The sequence below is a fragment of the Ochrobactrum sp. A-1 genome (genome assembly GCF_022488005.1).
Classification (GTDB): domain Bacteria; phylum Pseudomonadota; class Alphaproteobacteria; order Rhizobiales; family Rhizobiaceae; genus Brucella.
Genome location: NZ_JAKVQC010000005.1, coordinates 92,880 through 106,965 on the forward strand (window position 1 = coordinate 92,880; position 14,086 = coordinate 106,965).

Consider the following 14,086-nt stretch of genomic DNA (forward strand, 5'->3'; position numbering starts at 1 on the left):
TGTGGGGATCAGCGTGAGGCTAGCAATGCGGCTTCAGCGATTTCAAGTGTCTTGGCGATATCGCTTTCACTGTGCGCGATACTGATGTGATTGCGTCCGCCCCGCTCTGGCATTTCGAAAACGCCGCGGTTGATGAGCTGCTGCCGATACCTGACCTGCTGAATTCCGTCGTTGCGAACAACGTCGTCGTAAGAGTTGAGCGGTCCCTGCATGAAGCTCAGAGCATAGACCCCGCCGAAGCCCGAAACTACGCAGTTTATCCCATTTCGTTTCACGATCTCGGACAATCCGTCGCGCATCATGTTGCCCATTGAGAAGACGTGCGCGTAGAGGTTGGTGTCCTCGAGGATCTTCAGCACTGCGAGGCCCGCAGCGGATGCAACGCCGTTGCCGTTGTAGGTTCCGGCAAACATTGCGATACCATCTGCGTGCGTATTAAACTTCCGCATATGCTCTTCCTTGCCGCAAACCGCCGCGACAGGAAAGCCGTTGCCGAGGGCCTTGCCGACGGTCGTGATATCCGGAAGTACGCCGACGATAGCCTGGTAGCCGCCGATATGATGGCGAAAGCCAGTGACGATCTCATCGAATATGAGCAAGGCGTTTTCGGCGTCGCAGATCGATCGGAGCCCTTCGAGGAAACCAGGAACTGGAACGATCGCTGGAGAGCTATGGGCGATAGGTTCAATGATGATCCCAGCGATCTCGCCTGCGTTTTCCGCAAACACCCGCTTAACGTCTTCCAGATCGTTGTACCGCGCGATGACGGTGTTCTCGACTACGCCCGGATTCAGACCAGCGGAATGGACGTCCTTATGACCCAAGGCGTCTTTTGAACTCTGATTGTTCATGGCGACGGCATCATGATAGCCATGATAGCAGCCTTGGAACTTCAGAATTTTTTGCTTTCCGGTGATCGCACGAGCAAGACGCAGCGCATAGAACGTTGCTTCAGAGCCAGTGTTGCACAGTAGAACCTGTTCTGCTGAAGGGATTGACCTGACGATCCGTTCTGCGAGTTCGGCCTCGGTCTCCGTAATGCCAACCCCGGTCAGAACACGCCGCCCGGCTTCCTTGGTGACAGCTTCAACAATGCGTTCATCGCTATGCCCAAGGAAAACAGCTCCGTATGCAGCGTGGTAATCAATGAACTCGTTCCCATCAAGGTCCCACATCCGGGAACCTTTGGCGTGGGAGATTGCCAATGGCGGATTGATTTTACGACGCGCGGTATTGACTCCGCCTGGAACCACCAGCTTGGCCCGATCGAACAGCTCCGTCGACCGCTCGTTCCTCAAGTTGACACTCATATCGACTCCTTCAATTAACAGATTTAGCACCTAACGAGACGGCGGATGCCTATGCTTCCGGTAAGTCGTCCCGAACGATTTGAAGATTTTCAGCCGCCCAGCTCGCATGCACCTGTGCGCCTAGATCGAGGCCACCCTGAGCCATTTCTTCTATTGTTAGCTGGACAGTGAAACGGTCACCCGTTTTCGCCTCAAGCTGGACTGCAAATTCAGTGCCCGTGAAGGCGATCCGCACGACGGTTGCGACGAGTGAATTGACGTCCGAAACTTCGTTGCCCGATATCCGTCGGACCTTGGCCCCGTATCTCGGCAGCAGCAAAGCCAGTTTCCCGCTTACCTCGCCGCAGTTGTTTCTGCCGAGAAACGTTCCAGCCTTGGAACAGAGGCGGCCATCCTGGCCTGCCAGTTTGACGTCACCGCGTAGGATGGTCCCGGCATTGATGAATTCTGCGACAAATGCGGTTCGCGGTCTGCGATATAAGTCAACCGGCGAGTCAATTTGAAGGATATGGCCGGCGTTCATTACGGCGATCCGGTCTGCAATCGCGCAGGCCTCTTCCTGGTCGTGAGTGACGTGCAGAATCGTCATGCCGAGCGCTCTTTTTAGCTCGACGATTTCGTCCTGCATTTGACGCCGAAGCTTGAGATCGAGCGCCCCTAACGGCTCGTCGAGTAGCAGGATCGCAGGTTTGTTCACGATAGCGCGGGCAAGAGCTACTCTTTGCAACTGGCCGCCAGACATCTCGCTTACGTAACGCCGCGAGAAGCTCGCCAGCCCAACCAAGCGCAACGCATCTTCAACCCGTGCGGCACGCTCAGCCTGAGGTACGCGTGCCATTTCCAGCCCAAACGAAACGTTCTCTCCGATGGTGAGATGAGGAAAGAGGGCGTAGTTCTGGAAGACAGTGTTGGTCGGCCTTAAATAGGGTGGGAGCCCAGTCACATCTCGTCCCTGGATCGTTATCTTTCCAGCGCTCGTCGACGTAAAACCGCCGATCAGCTTGAGCAGGGTGGACTTTCCACAACCGCTTGGCCCAATCACGGCGAACAGCTCGCCGGGCTTCACGTCGAAGTCAACGCTGGTTTCCGGAGAGCCCAAGCTATAAAAGTGGCCACCGTAGCGTTTGGTAATTTTTCGGCATTCGAGCATCGACACCGGCTTACTCCTAATTTTCTATTCCGCGGCGCGATAGTGATCGCCAGTTATATGCAATAGCGCCAACCGCAATTAGCGAGAGCGATAGGAGCATGACGACCGACGCGGCGGCGATGGCGCTCGGGCTCAACTGGAAGCGGATGCTGCTAAAGATAAAGATGGGTAGCGTCGACGTTCGTCCGGTCACCAGGAAGGTGAGAATGAACTCGTCCAACGAGAATGCGAAGGTTAGCACCAAAGCGGCGATGAGGGCCGGCATCATCTGTGGAAGAGAAACTCGAACAAACGTTTTCCAAGGCGTCGCACCAAGGTCCATCGCTGCTAATTCCTGATTGCCGCTCATGCCCTCGAGCCTCGCAAGCATGATCAAGATAGCGACTGGCATCGACAAAAGGGCATGACTTACCATCAAGACCCAGATGCCACGATCGACGCCTGCCGCACTACAGGCGATCAAAATGCCAATGCCAAGAATGACGGGCGGCATGAACATGGGCGCGGTCAAAACTGCGACGACGGCTGTTCTGCGTTTCCCGGTGGACTGGGCCAGAGACATTGACGCCATAGTGCCAAAGCAGGTGCTAATGAGCGAGGACCCTGTTGCGATAATCAGACTGTTCTGGAAAGACTCCCTGAAGCCTTGATCGGCAAAGGCCGCAGCGAACCATTTCAATGAAAGGCCTGTAATGGGCAGACCGACCGCCGGAGATGCGTTCACTGCGAACAGGAGGAGTAAAGATATGGGAGCGTAGAGAAACAGAACGAACGCTCCAACGTAGACCTTCAGTCCGAGCGCGGCAGGTTTGACCGTGCGGCTCGTGAATTCGCCTCCCTTCACGGTTCCAGACACAGCGCGCAGTCCGGAGAAGAGCACAATGCTGCTGAACAGCATTACAATCGCCATCGCCGACCCGAAGCCCCACTGCATCGATGCGCCAAACTGATTGACCAGCAAATTCACGAACAAGACGCCATCGGTGCCGCCGATCAAAACCGGCGTGACGTAGTCACCGAACATGGCCACGAAGACAAAGGCGAATGTCGTGAGGATGCCATTTCTTGAAAGGGGAAGGACCACTTTCCAGAATATGTGCCAACGCCGTCCGCCAAGATCAGAGGTTGCCTCGAAAAGGTCGGGATCGATCCGCTCTAGCGTGCTGTAGAGCGTCATGAAAGCGAGGGGCGAGCAGAGATATACGAAAGTGAGGATGATCGCCGGCTGACCTATCCCAAGGACTGATATCGGCGTGGAAATAATTCCGGAGGACATGAGAGCGGTGTTTATGATCCCAGTGTCCCCCAAGAGGGCCAACCAGGCGATCACCTTAGCCAGATAGCTCGATAGATACGGCACGATAACAAGTGCCAAGAAGACAATCCGTCGGTTCGCGCGCACGTGGATGGCGACATAGTAAGCCATAGGAAACGCTACGACTGTCGTGATCGCGGAGACTACGGCGACAAAGACAATGCTACGCACCAGGGTCCAGCTATATGCTGCGCTGGAAAAGATACGCGTGTAATTTGCGATAGTCGGAGAGCCGGAAATCGCCCCGTAGACGAAGCCGTGGAGCGAGTACCAGAGGACAACGCTCAGCGGAAGAACAAACGCCCCAAGGATGAGGAGCAATGCCGGAAGCTGGAAGCCGCGGCGTCGCGAACCATCCAGATTGTACGCGCGCGATGCCACGTACTCATGCGGCGCACCGTCCGCATGAGTTCCATTTGAGATAGACATGTTTCGAACCACTTATGATGCGAGAACTTTGTCCCACGCCTCGGCGTAGGCAACGGGGTCGGCTGGAGGAGCTTGCATCACAACCTGCGTCGCCAGAGCCGGATTGTCGGCCTGAATCGTCTTGATGGTCTGGGCATCGTCGCCGCCACCCGCAACAATTGCCTCCGTGACTGTCCGGCTGCACGGAGACCCACCGGTCTCCTTAAAAATCATCTTGCCATAATCGACATCCGAGCCGATGAATTCCAAGAAGGCCATCGCATTGGCGCGGTTCTTTGCATTTTTCATCAACATCGGGCCATCAACCCAACCAAGGCTTCCTTCAACGGGGATTGCCGCCTTTGCAATATCCTCTTTTGCTTCAGCGTTGATCAATGCGGCGACGCCGATCTGCGAGGCCAAGCCTATTGTCGCTTTCCCGCTACGGAAGCGAGCTCGGAACTCCTGCTCAGCTCCCGACAAGATCTGGAACGGCTTCAATTTTCGCATATTCGCGACAACGGTATCGAGCTGTTCAGCACTCATCGAGTAGACCTCTTCCCGCTTCAAACCCAGCGCCAAGCCGCCAACCGCAAGGAAATCATCGCCGCCGCCGCCGCCGAGCAGTATCGTTCCCGGCTTAATGGAAGCGTCCCACAGCATCTTCCAACTTACGGTGTCAGGGGCCTTAATGGCGCTATCCAGCCAAACCATTGCCAGAGGAGACCACATGTTCGGATAGAACAGCAGCTCTTTTCCTGGCGAGGAAACGAATGGAAGCGATGCGGTGTTGAGGAATTCTGGATAAAGGTTGGAACTCGCCTTAACCTCGTCAATGGCTATCGGCTCGATGAGGCCAGCTTGATTGTATACAGGTGTCCAACCGGCATTGGCATAGACGAGGTCATAGTCGCCCGCGCCCCCTGCCCTCACCTTTGTGAACATCTCTTGGTCGGCCGCAGCGCCGATCATCCTCAACTTGAGGCCCGTCTTGGCTTTGAACAGCTGCGTCATTTCAGCGGTCCAATATGGAGCCCATCCCATCACCACAACCTCGCCGCTATCGGCAGCCTGGGCTTTGAGAACCATAGGAGCCGCCAAAGCTGCGCCGCCGGCTACTGTTAGGAAGGTACGGCGGGTAAGAGAAAGGCGTGCAGTATCCTTGTCTTTCTTCATCGTTTTGTTCCCCGGCAGCTTGGCTGCTCGTTAGATTTATCGGACCAGCAAACCTTAACAAAAACTGCACAGCGTTGCAAATTTGTTTTGCGATGAGTTTGATCGATCCATATTTGATAATATCTAAGCAAATTCGGTATGTTAATGAACTATCGACGCTTGTTTTTGAAAATTTTTCATCGTTTTTCGCTCGTTTCTGGTTTAGAACGCTGTGCATCTTGACGATACCGTACGCTCGGGATATCCCTAAAGAATCCTTCCTTAGGCACGCGAATGACAAAAGATACGCCATCCAAAAAGCCGTCCGATAAATCTGGCTACGCGTCTTCATTCGACGTGGCGGCACGAGCAGGTGTTTCGAGGTCGGCTGTGTCGCGAACCTTCACTGACGGCGGCAGCGTATCGGCCAAAACGCGGGAAAAGGTTTTAAAGGCCGCTGCGGAGCTGGGCTACAGCCCTAGCGTCTTCCCAAAGATGATGCTCACACGGAAATCAGCGTTGATTGCGCTGGTGGTTGGGGGGCTAGAACATCCCGACTATGCAGTCGCGGTTGAAACTTTTGCGTTGATGGCCCAGGAAATGGGAAGCCGAATTCTGCTTTTCGCGGTCAAAGACGTACAATATATGGACGCGGTGATCCCGACTATTTTGCCTTATCGGGTTGATGCGATTATCTCGGCACTGGCCATGCGATCTCCCGAGACAGCGGCGACATGCGCAAGCATGGGTATCCCGGTTGTGCTGTTCAACGGAAAGGTCCGTAACAAGTTTGTCGCTTCTATCTGCTGCGACAACGTCACGGGCGGCCGTGGGATCGCAGAAATATTCGTCGCGAATGGAGCATCAAGGTTTGCCTATATTGGGCTTCCAGACAACAACCTTCCAAGTCAGGAGCGGTTGGCTGGTTACGCAGGCTACCTTATGGCCAATGGCTCCTCGGGGATGCTTATCGAGAATGGAAACTACAGCTACGAGAGTGGCTACGAGGCCGCTGTTCGTCTAATGCGTACGAAATCACCTCCGGATGCCATTTTTTGTGCCAACGATCTCATGGCTATTGGAGCGATGGAGGCAATTCGCTTCGAGTTTGGGCTGGATGTCCCAACAGATGTTAAAGTGGCTGGCTTTGACAATATTCCCATGGCTGCCTGGCCGAGCCACCAACTTACCACGGCTCGGCAAAATGTTCAGCTGATGGTCCAGGAAGCGCTCGAAGTTCTCACCAAAATGCTTCGCGATGGCAGCCCTGACGCGGGCATACTTAGAGTGACACCCTCCGAGATAATCGAGCGCAAGTCGAGTGGAACTCGATCGATCAATTGATCGCCGCAAAATCGTGCGATACTGCCTTTGGTGTGAGCGAGGGAATGCGATCGTCCTTCAGCAAACACGCCGTCGTGAAAAAAACCAACCCCGGTGCAGAAGAGAATGACGACTTATAGCGAACCGAAATGGCTTCCTTGGGCACGGGAATTGCAAGCGATGGCCCAATGCGGGGTGACTTTCACCAAAGACCCTTATGACCGCGAACGCTATGAGCGCCTTCTCGCTTTATCGGCTGAGATTTTCCATAGGCATTCCGATGTCTCACCGGAAATCATAGCGGGATTGTTCGCTGGGCAAGTCGGATACGCGACCCCCAAAGTCGATGTTCGAGGCGCGGTCTTCGATGATGAAGGACGCATACTGTTGGTGCGCGAGACCGCAGACAACGGACGTTGGACGCTTCCCGGCGGTTGGGCGGACGTCAACCTGACGGCGGCCGAGAACGTCGTGAAGGAGGTCCGGGAAGAAAGCGGATACCAGGTCCGTGTGACGAAGCTCGCGGCCGTTTGGGACCGTACCCGACAAGGACATCCCGTTGGTGTGTTCTCCTGCTGCAAGATGTTCTTCACGTGTGAGGTCGAGGGTGGAGCGCCGGCGACTGGGCTCGAAACGTCTGAGGTGCGGTGGTTTTGGCAATACGAACTTCCAGCTGAACTGTCGTCTGAGCGCGTTATGATGAAACAGATCAAGCGTATGTTCGAACACAAAGAACAGCCTGGCTTGGCGACAGACTTCGACTGATCGGCTATTCGGATTTTCGTGTGAAAGGCTCGCTCGCTAGAACACTTCCACGTTGTAACTAGAAAGTCCGAGCTACTGCGTCCGGCTTGACCGTCGTCACGGTGGGTCGGAACAAAAGTCCCGGTCGGTGACGCCTGCCAAGGCGGACGACCGCATGCCCACAGAACAGTGTCGTTCCATGGACATCCGAACCCCGAGCGCAGATCGGCACGTCGGGGTGCGGGCGGCGGTAGCCAATCTTCTGGGGGCGAGAACTGGCGATTGTCGCACTCTTATCCGCTGGATGGCGCGGCACCAGTCGATGCGCGAACAATGAGCTCCGTTTTCCAAAGCTCCTGCGTTGGGAATGACTCCTGCTGCGTGATTGTACCGATGAGGCGTTCAGCTATTCGAACCCCAGCGGCTCGCAGCGACGATCTCGTTGTTGTTAGTGGGACCGGGAAATTCTCCGGCTTAAAATGTGGCAACCCATCATCATGAGCGATCAACGAAATGTCTTCGCCGAGCCTCAGTCCAGCTTGTTTCACCGCGCGGATCGCGCCAATCGCAAGACCGGTGCTCGAACATATCACGGCGGTCGGCCGCTCTCGCGATCTTAAAAACGCGTTCATTGCTAGCTGTCCCTGCTCGTCATCCATCATCGAATGGCTGATGTGCTCTGGAGCCAGCTTCAGCCCATGCTCCGCGAGAGCACCGATAACGCCATTTTTACGTCGGACTGCAAAGTCGAGAGGTTCCGGTCCATTTAGCAAACACAAGCGCGTGTGTCCGAGCTGCAGAAGCAGCCGCGTTGCTTGGTAAAATGCACTCTGGTTGTCGATATCGAGATACGGATAATCGTCCGCGCTTCCGAATGAACGGCCATGCACAATGTAGGTTATCGAAAGGGATTTCAGCAGTTGCAAGCGGGGATCATGTCCTCGCATGTGGGTCACCAATAGCGCATCGACATTTCCGCTGTAAGCCAGCCGCCGGAGCGCCCCTAATTCGTCGTTAGGATCAGCGGGCATCACCACTAGGTGAAATTCGTGGCGCGCGGCTTCTTCGCCAAGCCCGATAAGAAATTCTCCAATCTGAACGTCGGATTGGTGACCAGGCGCTGTTGGCATGACAAGCCCAATTGAACGGGCCGTTCCGGTTGCCAGTCGCTGTGCAGCTTTGTTTGGCCGATAGCCAGTCTCCCCTACCGCTCGCAGCACTCGCCCGCGAGTCTCCTCACTGACCTCTGGATATCCGCTTAAAGCGCGGCTTACTGTGGTCTGGGAAAGGCCCAACATTTTCGACAGCTGTTTGAGATCCACGTGGTTTACGTCCTCTCGCGCGCCTCCAGATTTCCACCCCATATATCTCCTAAGAACGTTGGCTACTAGAAGATATAATGCCGTGTAGGGTCACTCTTCGTAGCTTCACCCTCGTGAGGCGAATTCCTATTGCGCGCCTTATAGAACGGAACTGGCGGGGACGATCATTGCGTAGAGAAGTCCTCCTGGCCGAGTTCCTGCGACCAAATTACTTCTCAGGCAAGGCGCTGAAATCTTGAGCAAGCAGCTTCAGTAGCCGAGCGAGATCATCGAAATCCTTGTGGCTCCAGTTTTTGAAAAGCTCGACGGCCATTTGGCCCCGCGCCTCGTCTACAGCCGTCGTCACAACTTTCCCTTCGGCTGTGATCGCTGCTTCTCGCACGCGGCGGTCATTGGCGCTGGCCTGGCGCGTTACAAGCTTGAGTTCTTCGAGCCTTGCCACCTGACGGCTCACCGTCGTGTAGTCGCGTCCAACGCGGCCCGCAAGATCGACAATCCCGATAGGCCCCAAACGCCCAATTATAACAATGAGGGGAAAAAGGGCGCGCTCCAGACTGAGGCCAGCCCTTTCGAGAAGGGCCTCATCTCGCTCGGGCCGATTTATGGCGCTGACTATTTCAAGAAGCGAATTATGCAGTTCGGGCAGAGTGGCCAAGATATGTGTATTCTGCACATTATTAGTTGACATCATTTTGCTCCTGAATATATGTGTATTATACACTTATGTTCACCCATGGAAAGGGATAAGCATGATTGATGTTTTGATTTCCGGCGCTGGGGCGGCTGGCTTGACGCTAGCTATTGATCTTGCCCGCCGAGGCGTTTCGTTCCGTCTGATTGATAGGCTCGATGTTCCCTTTTCAGGTTCGCGAGGAAAAGGCATCCAACCCCGTACGTTGGAGGTTTTTGAGGATCTTGGTATTGTCGACCGGATTGCTGCTGCCGGCAGCAAATATCCCCCGCAGCGACTTCATCGCGGGGATGACAGTTATCGCGACGAGCAGAACATGGCTCTCGAAGCGCCGATCGTCGGTGAGCCTTACCGCACTCCCCTCCTTATTCCGCAATTCCTGACGGAGTTGGCTATGCGCAATCGGCTAGCCGAGCTTGGGGGCGCTCCCGAGTATGGCTTGGAGCTGATTGGTTTCGAGCAGACTAACGATAGCGTTGAAGCTCAAGTCGATGGAGCGAATGGCAAGGAGACAATTGTTTGCCGTTACCTCGTCGGGGCGGACGGCGGACGTTCGGTGGTCCGCCATGCGTTGGGTGTGGAGTTCCCTGGCAAAACGCTTGGAGTAAGGGCCATCGTCGCCGACATCTCGCTGGACGGTCTCCCGCGCGACGCGTGGCACCGCTTTAACGATGGAGATATGGCAAGGCAAATCTCCTTTTGCCCGTTACCGCACGGGGACGTATTTCAGCTTCAAGCACCTATTTCGCACGACGGCGATATGGAACTCTCTGTTGAAGCTCTACAATCCTTCATCGACAGTAGGCTTCCCATCGGCAAGATCACTGTGCGCGATGTAGCTTGGGCTTCGTGCTACAGCATGAATGCGCGCCTAGCGGAAAGATATCGGGTCGGTCGCGTAATACTCGTCGGGGATGCCGCGCACATTCACCCCCCAACTGGCGGCCAAGGTCTTAACACCAGCGTGCAAGACGCTTACAATCTCGGTTGGAAACTAGACGGCGTCCTATCTGGCGCGCCGGATTGGCTGCTAGATAGCTATCAGGCAGAGCGACGTCCCATCGCTGCCGGAATGCTTGGCTTGGCAACGGGTCTGCTGGAAAAGGCTAGGCACGGCGACATGCGTCGCGGACGCGAGGTCCACCAACTGGATCTTTCCTATGAAAGCTCACAGGTGTCTTTGCGGACATCCAAGCCAGACGCGTTGTTGATCGCCGGCAGTCGTGCGCCCGATGCGTCGATCCGTGGAGCGGCGGGACAGCCGGCTCGCGTTTTCAATCTGTTGAAGGGACCGCATTGGACCCTGCTAGGATATGAGGTTGGAGGTGGAACTGTTTCATCCAGGCAGGGATTGCATGTGCACACCATCGGAGCTGGCGGAGACTACCATGACGACCAGGGCCATTTCTCTGCTATCTACGCTCTTAAAGCGGGTGATTGGGTACTGGTGCGCCCGGATGGCTATATAGCTGGCACAGCGGCCTCCGATGGCCTCGGAGCTTTGGAAAGCCATCTCTCAGCGGTTGGCGTCGTTTAGCTGCCTCAAACGTTTCCGGTGGCCCGTGGGCCACCGGTTTTCAACGGCTCGGTCACTATCCCGACATCGAACAAAGGCTATAACCCGGCCGCGTCTGCTAGCGGCCTAAGTGTGTAGGGCTACCAGCTGATCGATGCTTTTCTTGGCATCGCCGTAAAACATCCGCGTGTTCTCTTTGAAGAAGAGCGGGTTCTCGATCCCGGAGTAACCGGTCCCCTGCCCACGTTTAGAAACGAACACTTGTTTCGCCTTCCACACCTGAAGTACCGGCATACCTGCGATCGGCGAATTCGGATCCTCTTCTGCAGCAGGATTGACGATATCGTTGGAACCGATGACGATCACCACATCCGTTTCGTGGAAGTCCTCGTTGATTTCGTCCATCTCCAGAACGATGTCGTAAGGCACCTTCGCCTCTGCCAACAGCACGTTCATATGGCCTGGCAGGCGGCCAGCTACCGGGTGGATAGCGAAGCGAACGTTCTTGCCGGCAGCCCTGAGTTTGCGCGTCAGTTCCGACACCGATTGCTGAGCTTGGGCGACCGCCATTCCGTAGCCGGGAACGATGATCACGGAATCCGCGTCGTTGAGTGCGGCCGCGACACCATCCGCATCAATCGCGATCTGCTCGCCAACGATTTCCATCTGCGGTCCCGCCGCGCCACCGAAACCACCAAGGATGACCGAAACGAACGATCGATTCATTGCCTTGCACATTATGTAGGAAAGGATTGCGCCGGAAGAGCCGACCAACGCGCCGACGACGATGAGGAGATCGTTGCCGAGAGTGAAACCAATTGCCGCTGCAGCCCAACCGGAATAGCTGTTTAGCATCGACACGACTACAGGCATGTCCGCGCCACCGATGCCCATGATCAGATGGTAGCCGATGAAGAAGGCCAGCAGCGTCATCAACAGCAGCGTCCAAACTCCCGCACCGTTGACGTACATGAGCAGCAGAATGAGTGATAGCACGGCTGCGGCCGCATTCAGGAAATGGCCGCCTGGCAACTTCTTCGCCTTGCCATCGACTTTGCCTGCCAGCTTACCGAACGCGACGACCGAACCGGTGAACGTGACAGCACCGATAAAGACACCGAGAAAGACCTCTACTTTCATGATCGCAAGCTCGACAGGTGCCTTATGGGCAAGGATTGCCGCAAACCCTGAGAGCGCGGCTCTTCCCGCTTCGTCAAGCGTTAGAACGTGCTCCGCCTCAAGATGGGCGTTGAACCCGATGAATACGGCTGCAAGACCTACGAAGGAATGCAGGGCTGCTACGAGCTGTGGCATCTCAGTCATCTGCACACGGCTCGCAACCAAGGTACCGGCTACCGTACCTACGGCGATCATGCCTAAGATGATCGCCCAGTTACCAACACCCGGGCCGAAGATGGTCGCAACAACGGCAAGCGCCATTCCAACGATGCCATACCACACAGCTCGTTTGGCGCTTTCCTGACCAGAGAGGCCGCCCAGAGATAAGATGAATAGAACCGCGGCAGCGATATAGGCTGCCGAAACAATACCGATCGTCATGTTGAATCCTACCCGATCAAGACTTCTGGAACATGGCGAGCATGCGCCGTGTCACAAGGAACCCACCAACGATGTTGATGGTGGCGACGAGCACCGAGAGAGCCGCCAGCACCACGACGAGCCAACTGCTAGACCCGATCTGCAACAAAGCGCCAAGGATGACGATGCCGGAAACTGCGTTTGTTACTGCCATCAGCGGCGTGTGCAATGAGTGCGACACGTTCCAGATCACCTGGAACCCAATGAAGCAGGCAAGAACGAAAACGACGAAGTGCGCCATGAAGCTTGAAGGCGCAAACATTCCGACCAGGAGGAGAAGCGCGGTGCCTACGAGAAGCAGAAAACCTTGGCTCTTCGTTTGAGCTTTGAATGCCGCGACTTCGATAGCACGCTTCTCTTCAGGTGTTGGCTCCTTGTGTTTCTCACGAGGTTTTTGCGCTGCGATCGCTTGGATTTTGGGCGGCGGTGGCGGGAAAGTGATTTCGCCTTGATATGCGACGGTCGAGCCCCGGATCACGTCGTCGCTCATGTTGTGGACGAGCTTACCGTCCTTCGCAGGCGTTAGATCCGTCATCATGTGTCGGATGTTGGTCGAATAGAGGGTCGATGACTGTGCCGCCATGCGGCTGGGGAAGTCGGTGTAACCGACGATGGTGACGCCGTTCTCCGACACCACCTTCTGATCGGCGATTGTAAGGTCGCAATTGCCGCCACGTTCTGCAGCAAGGTCGATGATAACCGAGCCAGGCTTCATGGCTGCGACCATGTCCGCCAACCACAGTTTCGGTGCATCCCGACCCGGAATCAACGCGGTGCTGATGACTATGTCGATCTGCGGCGCGAGCTCCCGAAACTTAGCAAGCTGCTTTTCGCGGAACTCGGGCGATGACGGAGCAGCATAGCCGCCCGTCGCTGCACCGTCTTGTTGGCTTTCGTTGAAATCAAGGAAAACAAACTCGGCACCCATCGACTCGATTTGCTCGGCGACTTCCGGGCGCACGTCGAATGCATAGGTGATAGCGCCAAGAGAAGTCGCAGTGCCGATCGCGGCGAGGCCGGCGACTCCCGCTCCGATAACCAGAACCTTGGCTGGCGGAACCTTGCCTGCCGCCGTTACTTGCCCCGTGAAGAAGCGGCCAAAATTGTTGCCCGCTTCGATAACTGCACGGTAGCCCGCGATGTTTGCCATCGAGGAAAGCGCGTCCATTTTCTGGGCCCGCGAGATGCGCGGTACCATATCCATGGCGATCACGTTTGCGCCGGTTGCTTTTGCATGCCCCAGCAGGTCTTTACTCTGGCCGGGGTAGAAGAATGAGATCAGCGTCTTGCCAGGCGTCAATCTAGCGAGCTCGTCTTTTTCAGGAGGACGGACCTTGGCGACGACATCGACGGCCTCGAACAGGGCCGCAGCGGTATCGACCAATGTTACTCCTGCCGCTCGATAAGCATCGTCGGAGAAGCCCGCCGCCTTGCCAGCGCCCGCTTCAAGAAAACAAGCGTATCCGATTTTCTGCAGTTGCGTGGCACTGTCAGGCGTCATCGCGACGCGTGCCTCACCGGGAGATATCTCCCGCGGCGTCCCTATTCTCATA

General features: G+C 55.8%; 11 protein-coding genes. 3 read left to right on the forward strand and 8 right to left on the reverse strand.

The genetic code is table 11. The features are described from left to right. Nucleotides 1-8: 8 nt before the first annotated feature. From MKS82_RS17645 to MKS82_RS17660, 4 genes are read right to left on the reverse strand one after another with little or no spacing between them, the layout of a single operon-like run. Nucleotides 9-1,310: an aspartate aminotransferase family protein gene (locus tag MKS82_RS17645; protein ID WP_216332479.1), complete on the reverse strand. Its 1,302-nt coding sequence runs from the start codon at nt 1,308-1,310 to the stop codon at nt 9-11. Between the two features lie 49 nt (nt 1,311-1,359). After that, a complete protein-coding gene (locus MKS82_RS17650; RefSeq protein WP_240579140.1) occupies nt 1,360-2,460 on the reverse strand; it encodes an ABC transporter ATP-binding protein in 1,101 nt (366 codons plus the stop codon). A 16-nt stretch (nt 2,461-2,476) separates the two neighbouring features. Continuing rightward, entirely contained in the window at nt 2,477-4,204 is a 1,728-nt protein-coding gene (locus MKS82_RS17655) for an ABC transporter permease subunit (RefSeq protein WP_240579097.1), read from the reverse strand. 12 nt (nt 4,205-4,216) lie between these two features. After that, nucleotides 4,217-5,359, reverse strand: coding sequence for an ABC transporter substrate-binding protein (locus MKS82_RS17660; protein WP_216332485.1), 1,143 nt, complete (start codon nt 5,357-5,359; stop codon nt 4,217-4,219). A 273-nt stretch (nt 5,360-5,632) separates the two neighbouring features. Between MKS82_RS17660 and MKS82_RS17665 the strand changes: the two genes are divergently transcribed. Continuing rightward, a complete protein-coding gene (locus tag MKS82_RS17665; protein WP_240579098.1) occupies nt 5,633-6,682 on the forward strand; it encodes a LacI family DNA-binding transcriptional regulator in 1,050 nt (349 codons plus the stop codon). A gap of 105 nt (nt 6,683-6,787) precedes the next feature. Further along, complete coding sequence (locus tag MKS82_RS17670; protein WP_240579099.1) at nt 6,788-7,426, forward strand: NUDIX hydrolase; 639 nt, start codon at nt 6,788-6,790, stop codon at nt 7,424-7,426. Nucleotides 7,427-7,698: 272 nt separating this feature from the next. Here the strand turns inward: MKS82_RS17670 and MKS82_RS17675 are convergent, their stop codons facing one another. Then, nucleotides 7,699-8,727, reverse strand: a complete 1,029-nt coding sequence (locus tag MKS82_RS17675; RefSeq protein ID WP_240579100.1) for a substrate-binding domain-containing protein — start codon at nt 8,725-8,727, stop codon at nt 7,699-7,701. Between the two features lie 208 nt (nt 8,728-8,935). Beyond that, a complete protein-coding gene (locus tag MKS82_RS17680; protein ID WP_216332493.1) occupies nt 8,936-9,418 on the reverse strand; it encodes a MarR family winged helix-turn-helix transcriptional regulator in 483 nt (160 codons plus the stop codon). A gap of 58 nt (nt 9,419-9,476) precedes the next feature. Between MKS82_RS17680 and MKS82_RS17685 the strand changes: the two genes are divergently transcribed. Continuing rightward, nucleotides 9,477-10,955 carry an FAD-dependent oxidoreductase gene (locus MKS82_RS17685; protein ID WP_240579101.1) on the forward strand — a complete coding sequence of 493 codons (1,479 nt, stop codon included), beginning with the start codon at nt 9,477-9,479 and terminating at the stop codon, nt 10,953-10,955. A 105-nt stretch (nt 10,956-11,060) separates the two neighbouring features. Here MKS82_RS17685 and MKS82_RS17690 read toward each other — a convergent pair whose 3' ends face one another. Both MKS82_RS17690 and MKS82_RS17695 read right to left on the reverse strand, forming a co-directional pair. Further along, nucleotides 11,061-12,494, reverse strand: a complete 1,434-nt coding sequence (locus MKS82_RS17690) for an NAD(P)(+) transhydrogenase (Re/Si-specific) subunit beta (protein ID WP_240579102.1) — start codon at nt 12,492-12,494, stop codon at nt 11,061-11,063. Between the two features lie 16 nt (nt 12,495-12,510). Continuing rightward, nucleotides 12,511-14,085, reverse strand: a complete 1,575-nt coding sequence (locus tag MKS82_RS17695; RefSeq protein ID WP_240579103.1) for a Re/Si-specific NAD(P)(+) transhydrogenase subunit alpha — start codon at nt 14,083-14,085, stop codon at nt 12,511-12,513. Nucleotide 14,086: the final 1 nt, after the last annotated feature.

Excerpts from the sequence above, each read along its gene's own strand:
- MKS82_RS17655 (WP_240579097.1), bottom strand. The coding sequence starts at position 4,204 with ATGTCTATCTCAAATGGAACTCATGCGGACGGTGCGCCGCATGAGTAC.
- MKS82_RS17680 (WP_216332493.1), bottom strand. The coding sequence starts at position 9,418 with ATGATGTCAACTAATAATGTGCAGAATACACATATCTTGGCCACTCTG.
- MKS82_RS17695 (WP_240579103.1), bottom strand. The coding sequence starts at position 14,085 with ATGAGAATAGGGACGCCGCGGGAGATATCTCCCGGTGAGGCACGCGTC.
- MKS82_RS17670 (WP_240579099.1), top strand. The coding sequence starts at position 6,788 with ATGACGACTTATAGCGAACCGAAATGGCTTCCTTGGGCACGGGAATTG.
- MKS82_RS17660 (WP_216332485.1), bottom strand. The coding sequence starts at position 5,359 with ATGAAGAAAGACAAGGATACTGCACGCCTTTCTCTTACCCGCCGTACC.
- MKS82_RS17685 (WP_240579101.1), top strand. The coding sequence starts at position 9,477 with ATGATTGATGTTTTGATTTCCGGCGCTGGGGCGGCTGGCTTGACGCTA.
- MKS82_RS17690 (WP_240579102.1), bottom strand. The coding sequence starts at position 12,494 with ATGACGATCGGTATTGTTTCGGCAGCCTATATCGCTGCCGCGGTTCTA.
- MKS82_RS17645 (WP_216332479.1), bottom strand. The coding sequence starts at position 1,310 with ATGAGTGTCAACTTGAGGAACGAGCGGTCGACGGAGCTGTTCGATCGG.
- MKS82_RS17650 (WP_240579140.1), bottom strand. The coding sequence starts at position 2,460 with ATGCTCGAATGCCGAAAAATTACCAAACGCTACGGTGGCCACTTTTAT.
- MKS82_RS17665 (WP_240579098.1), top strand. The coding sequence starts at position 5,633 with ATGACAAAAGATACGCCATCCAAAAAGCCGTCCGATAAATCTGGCTAC.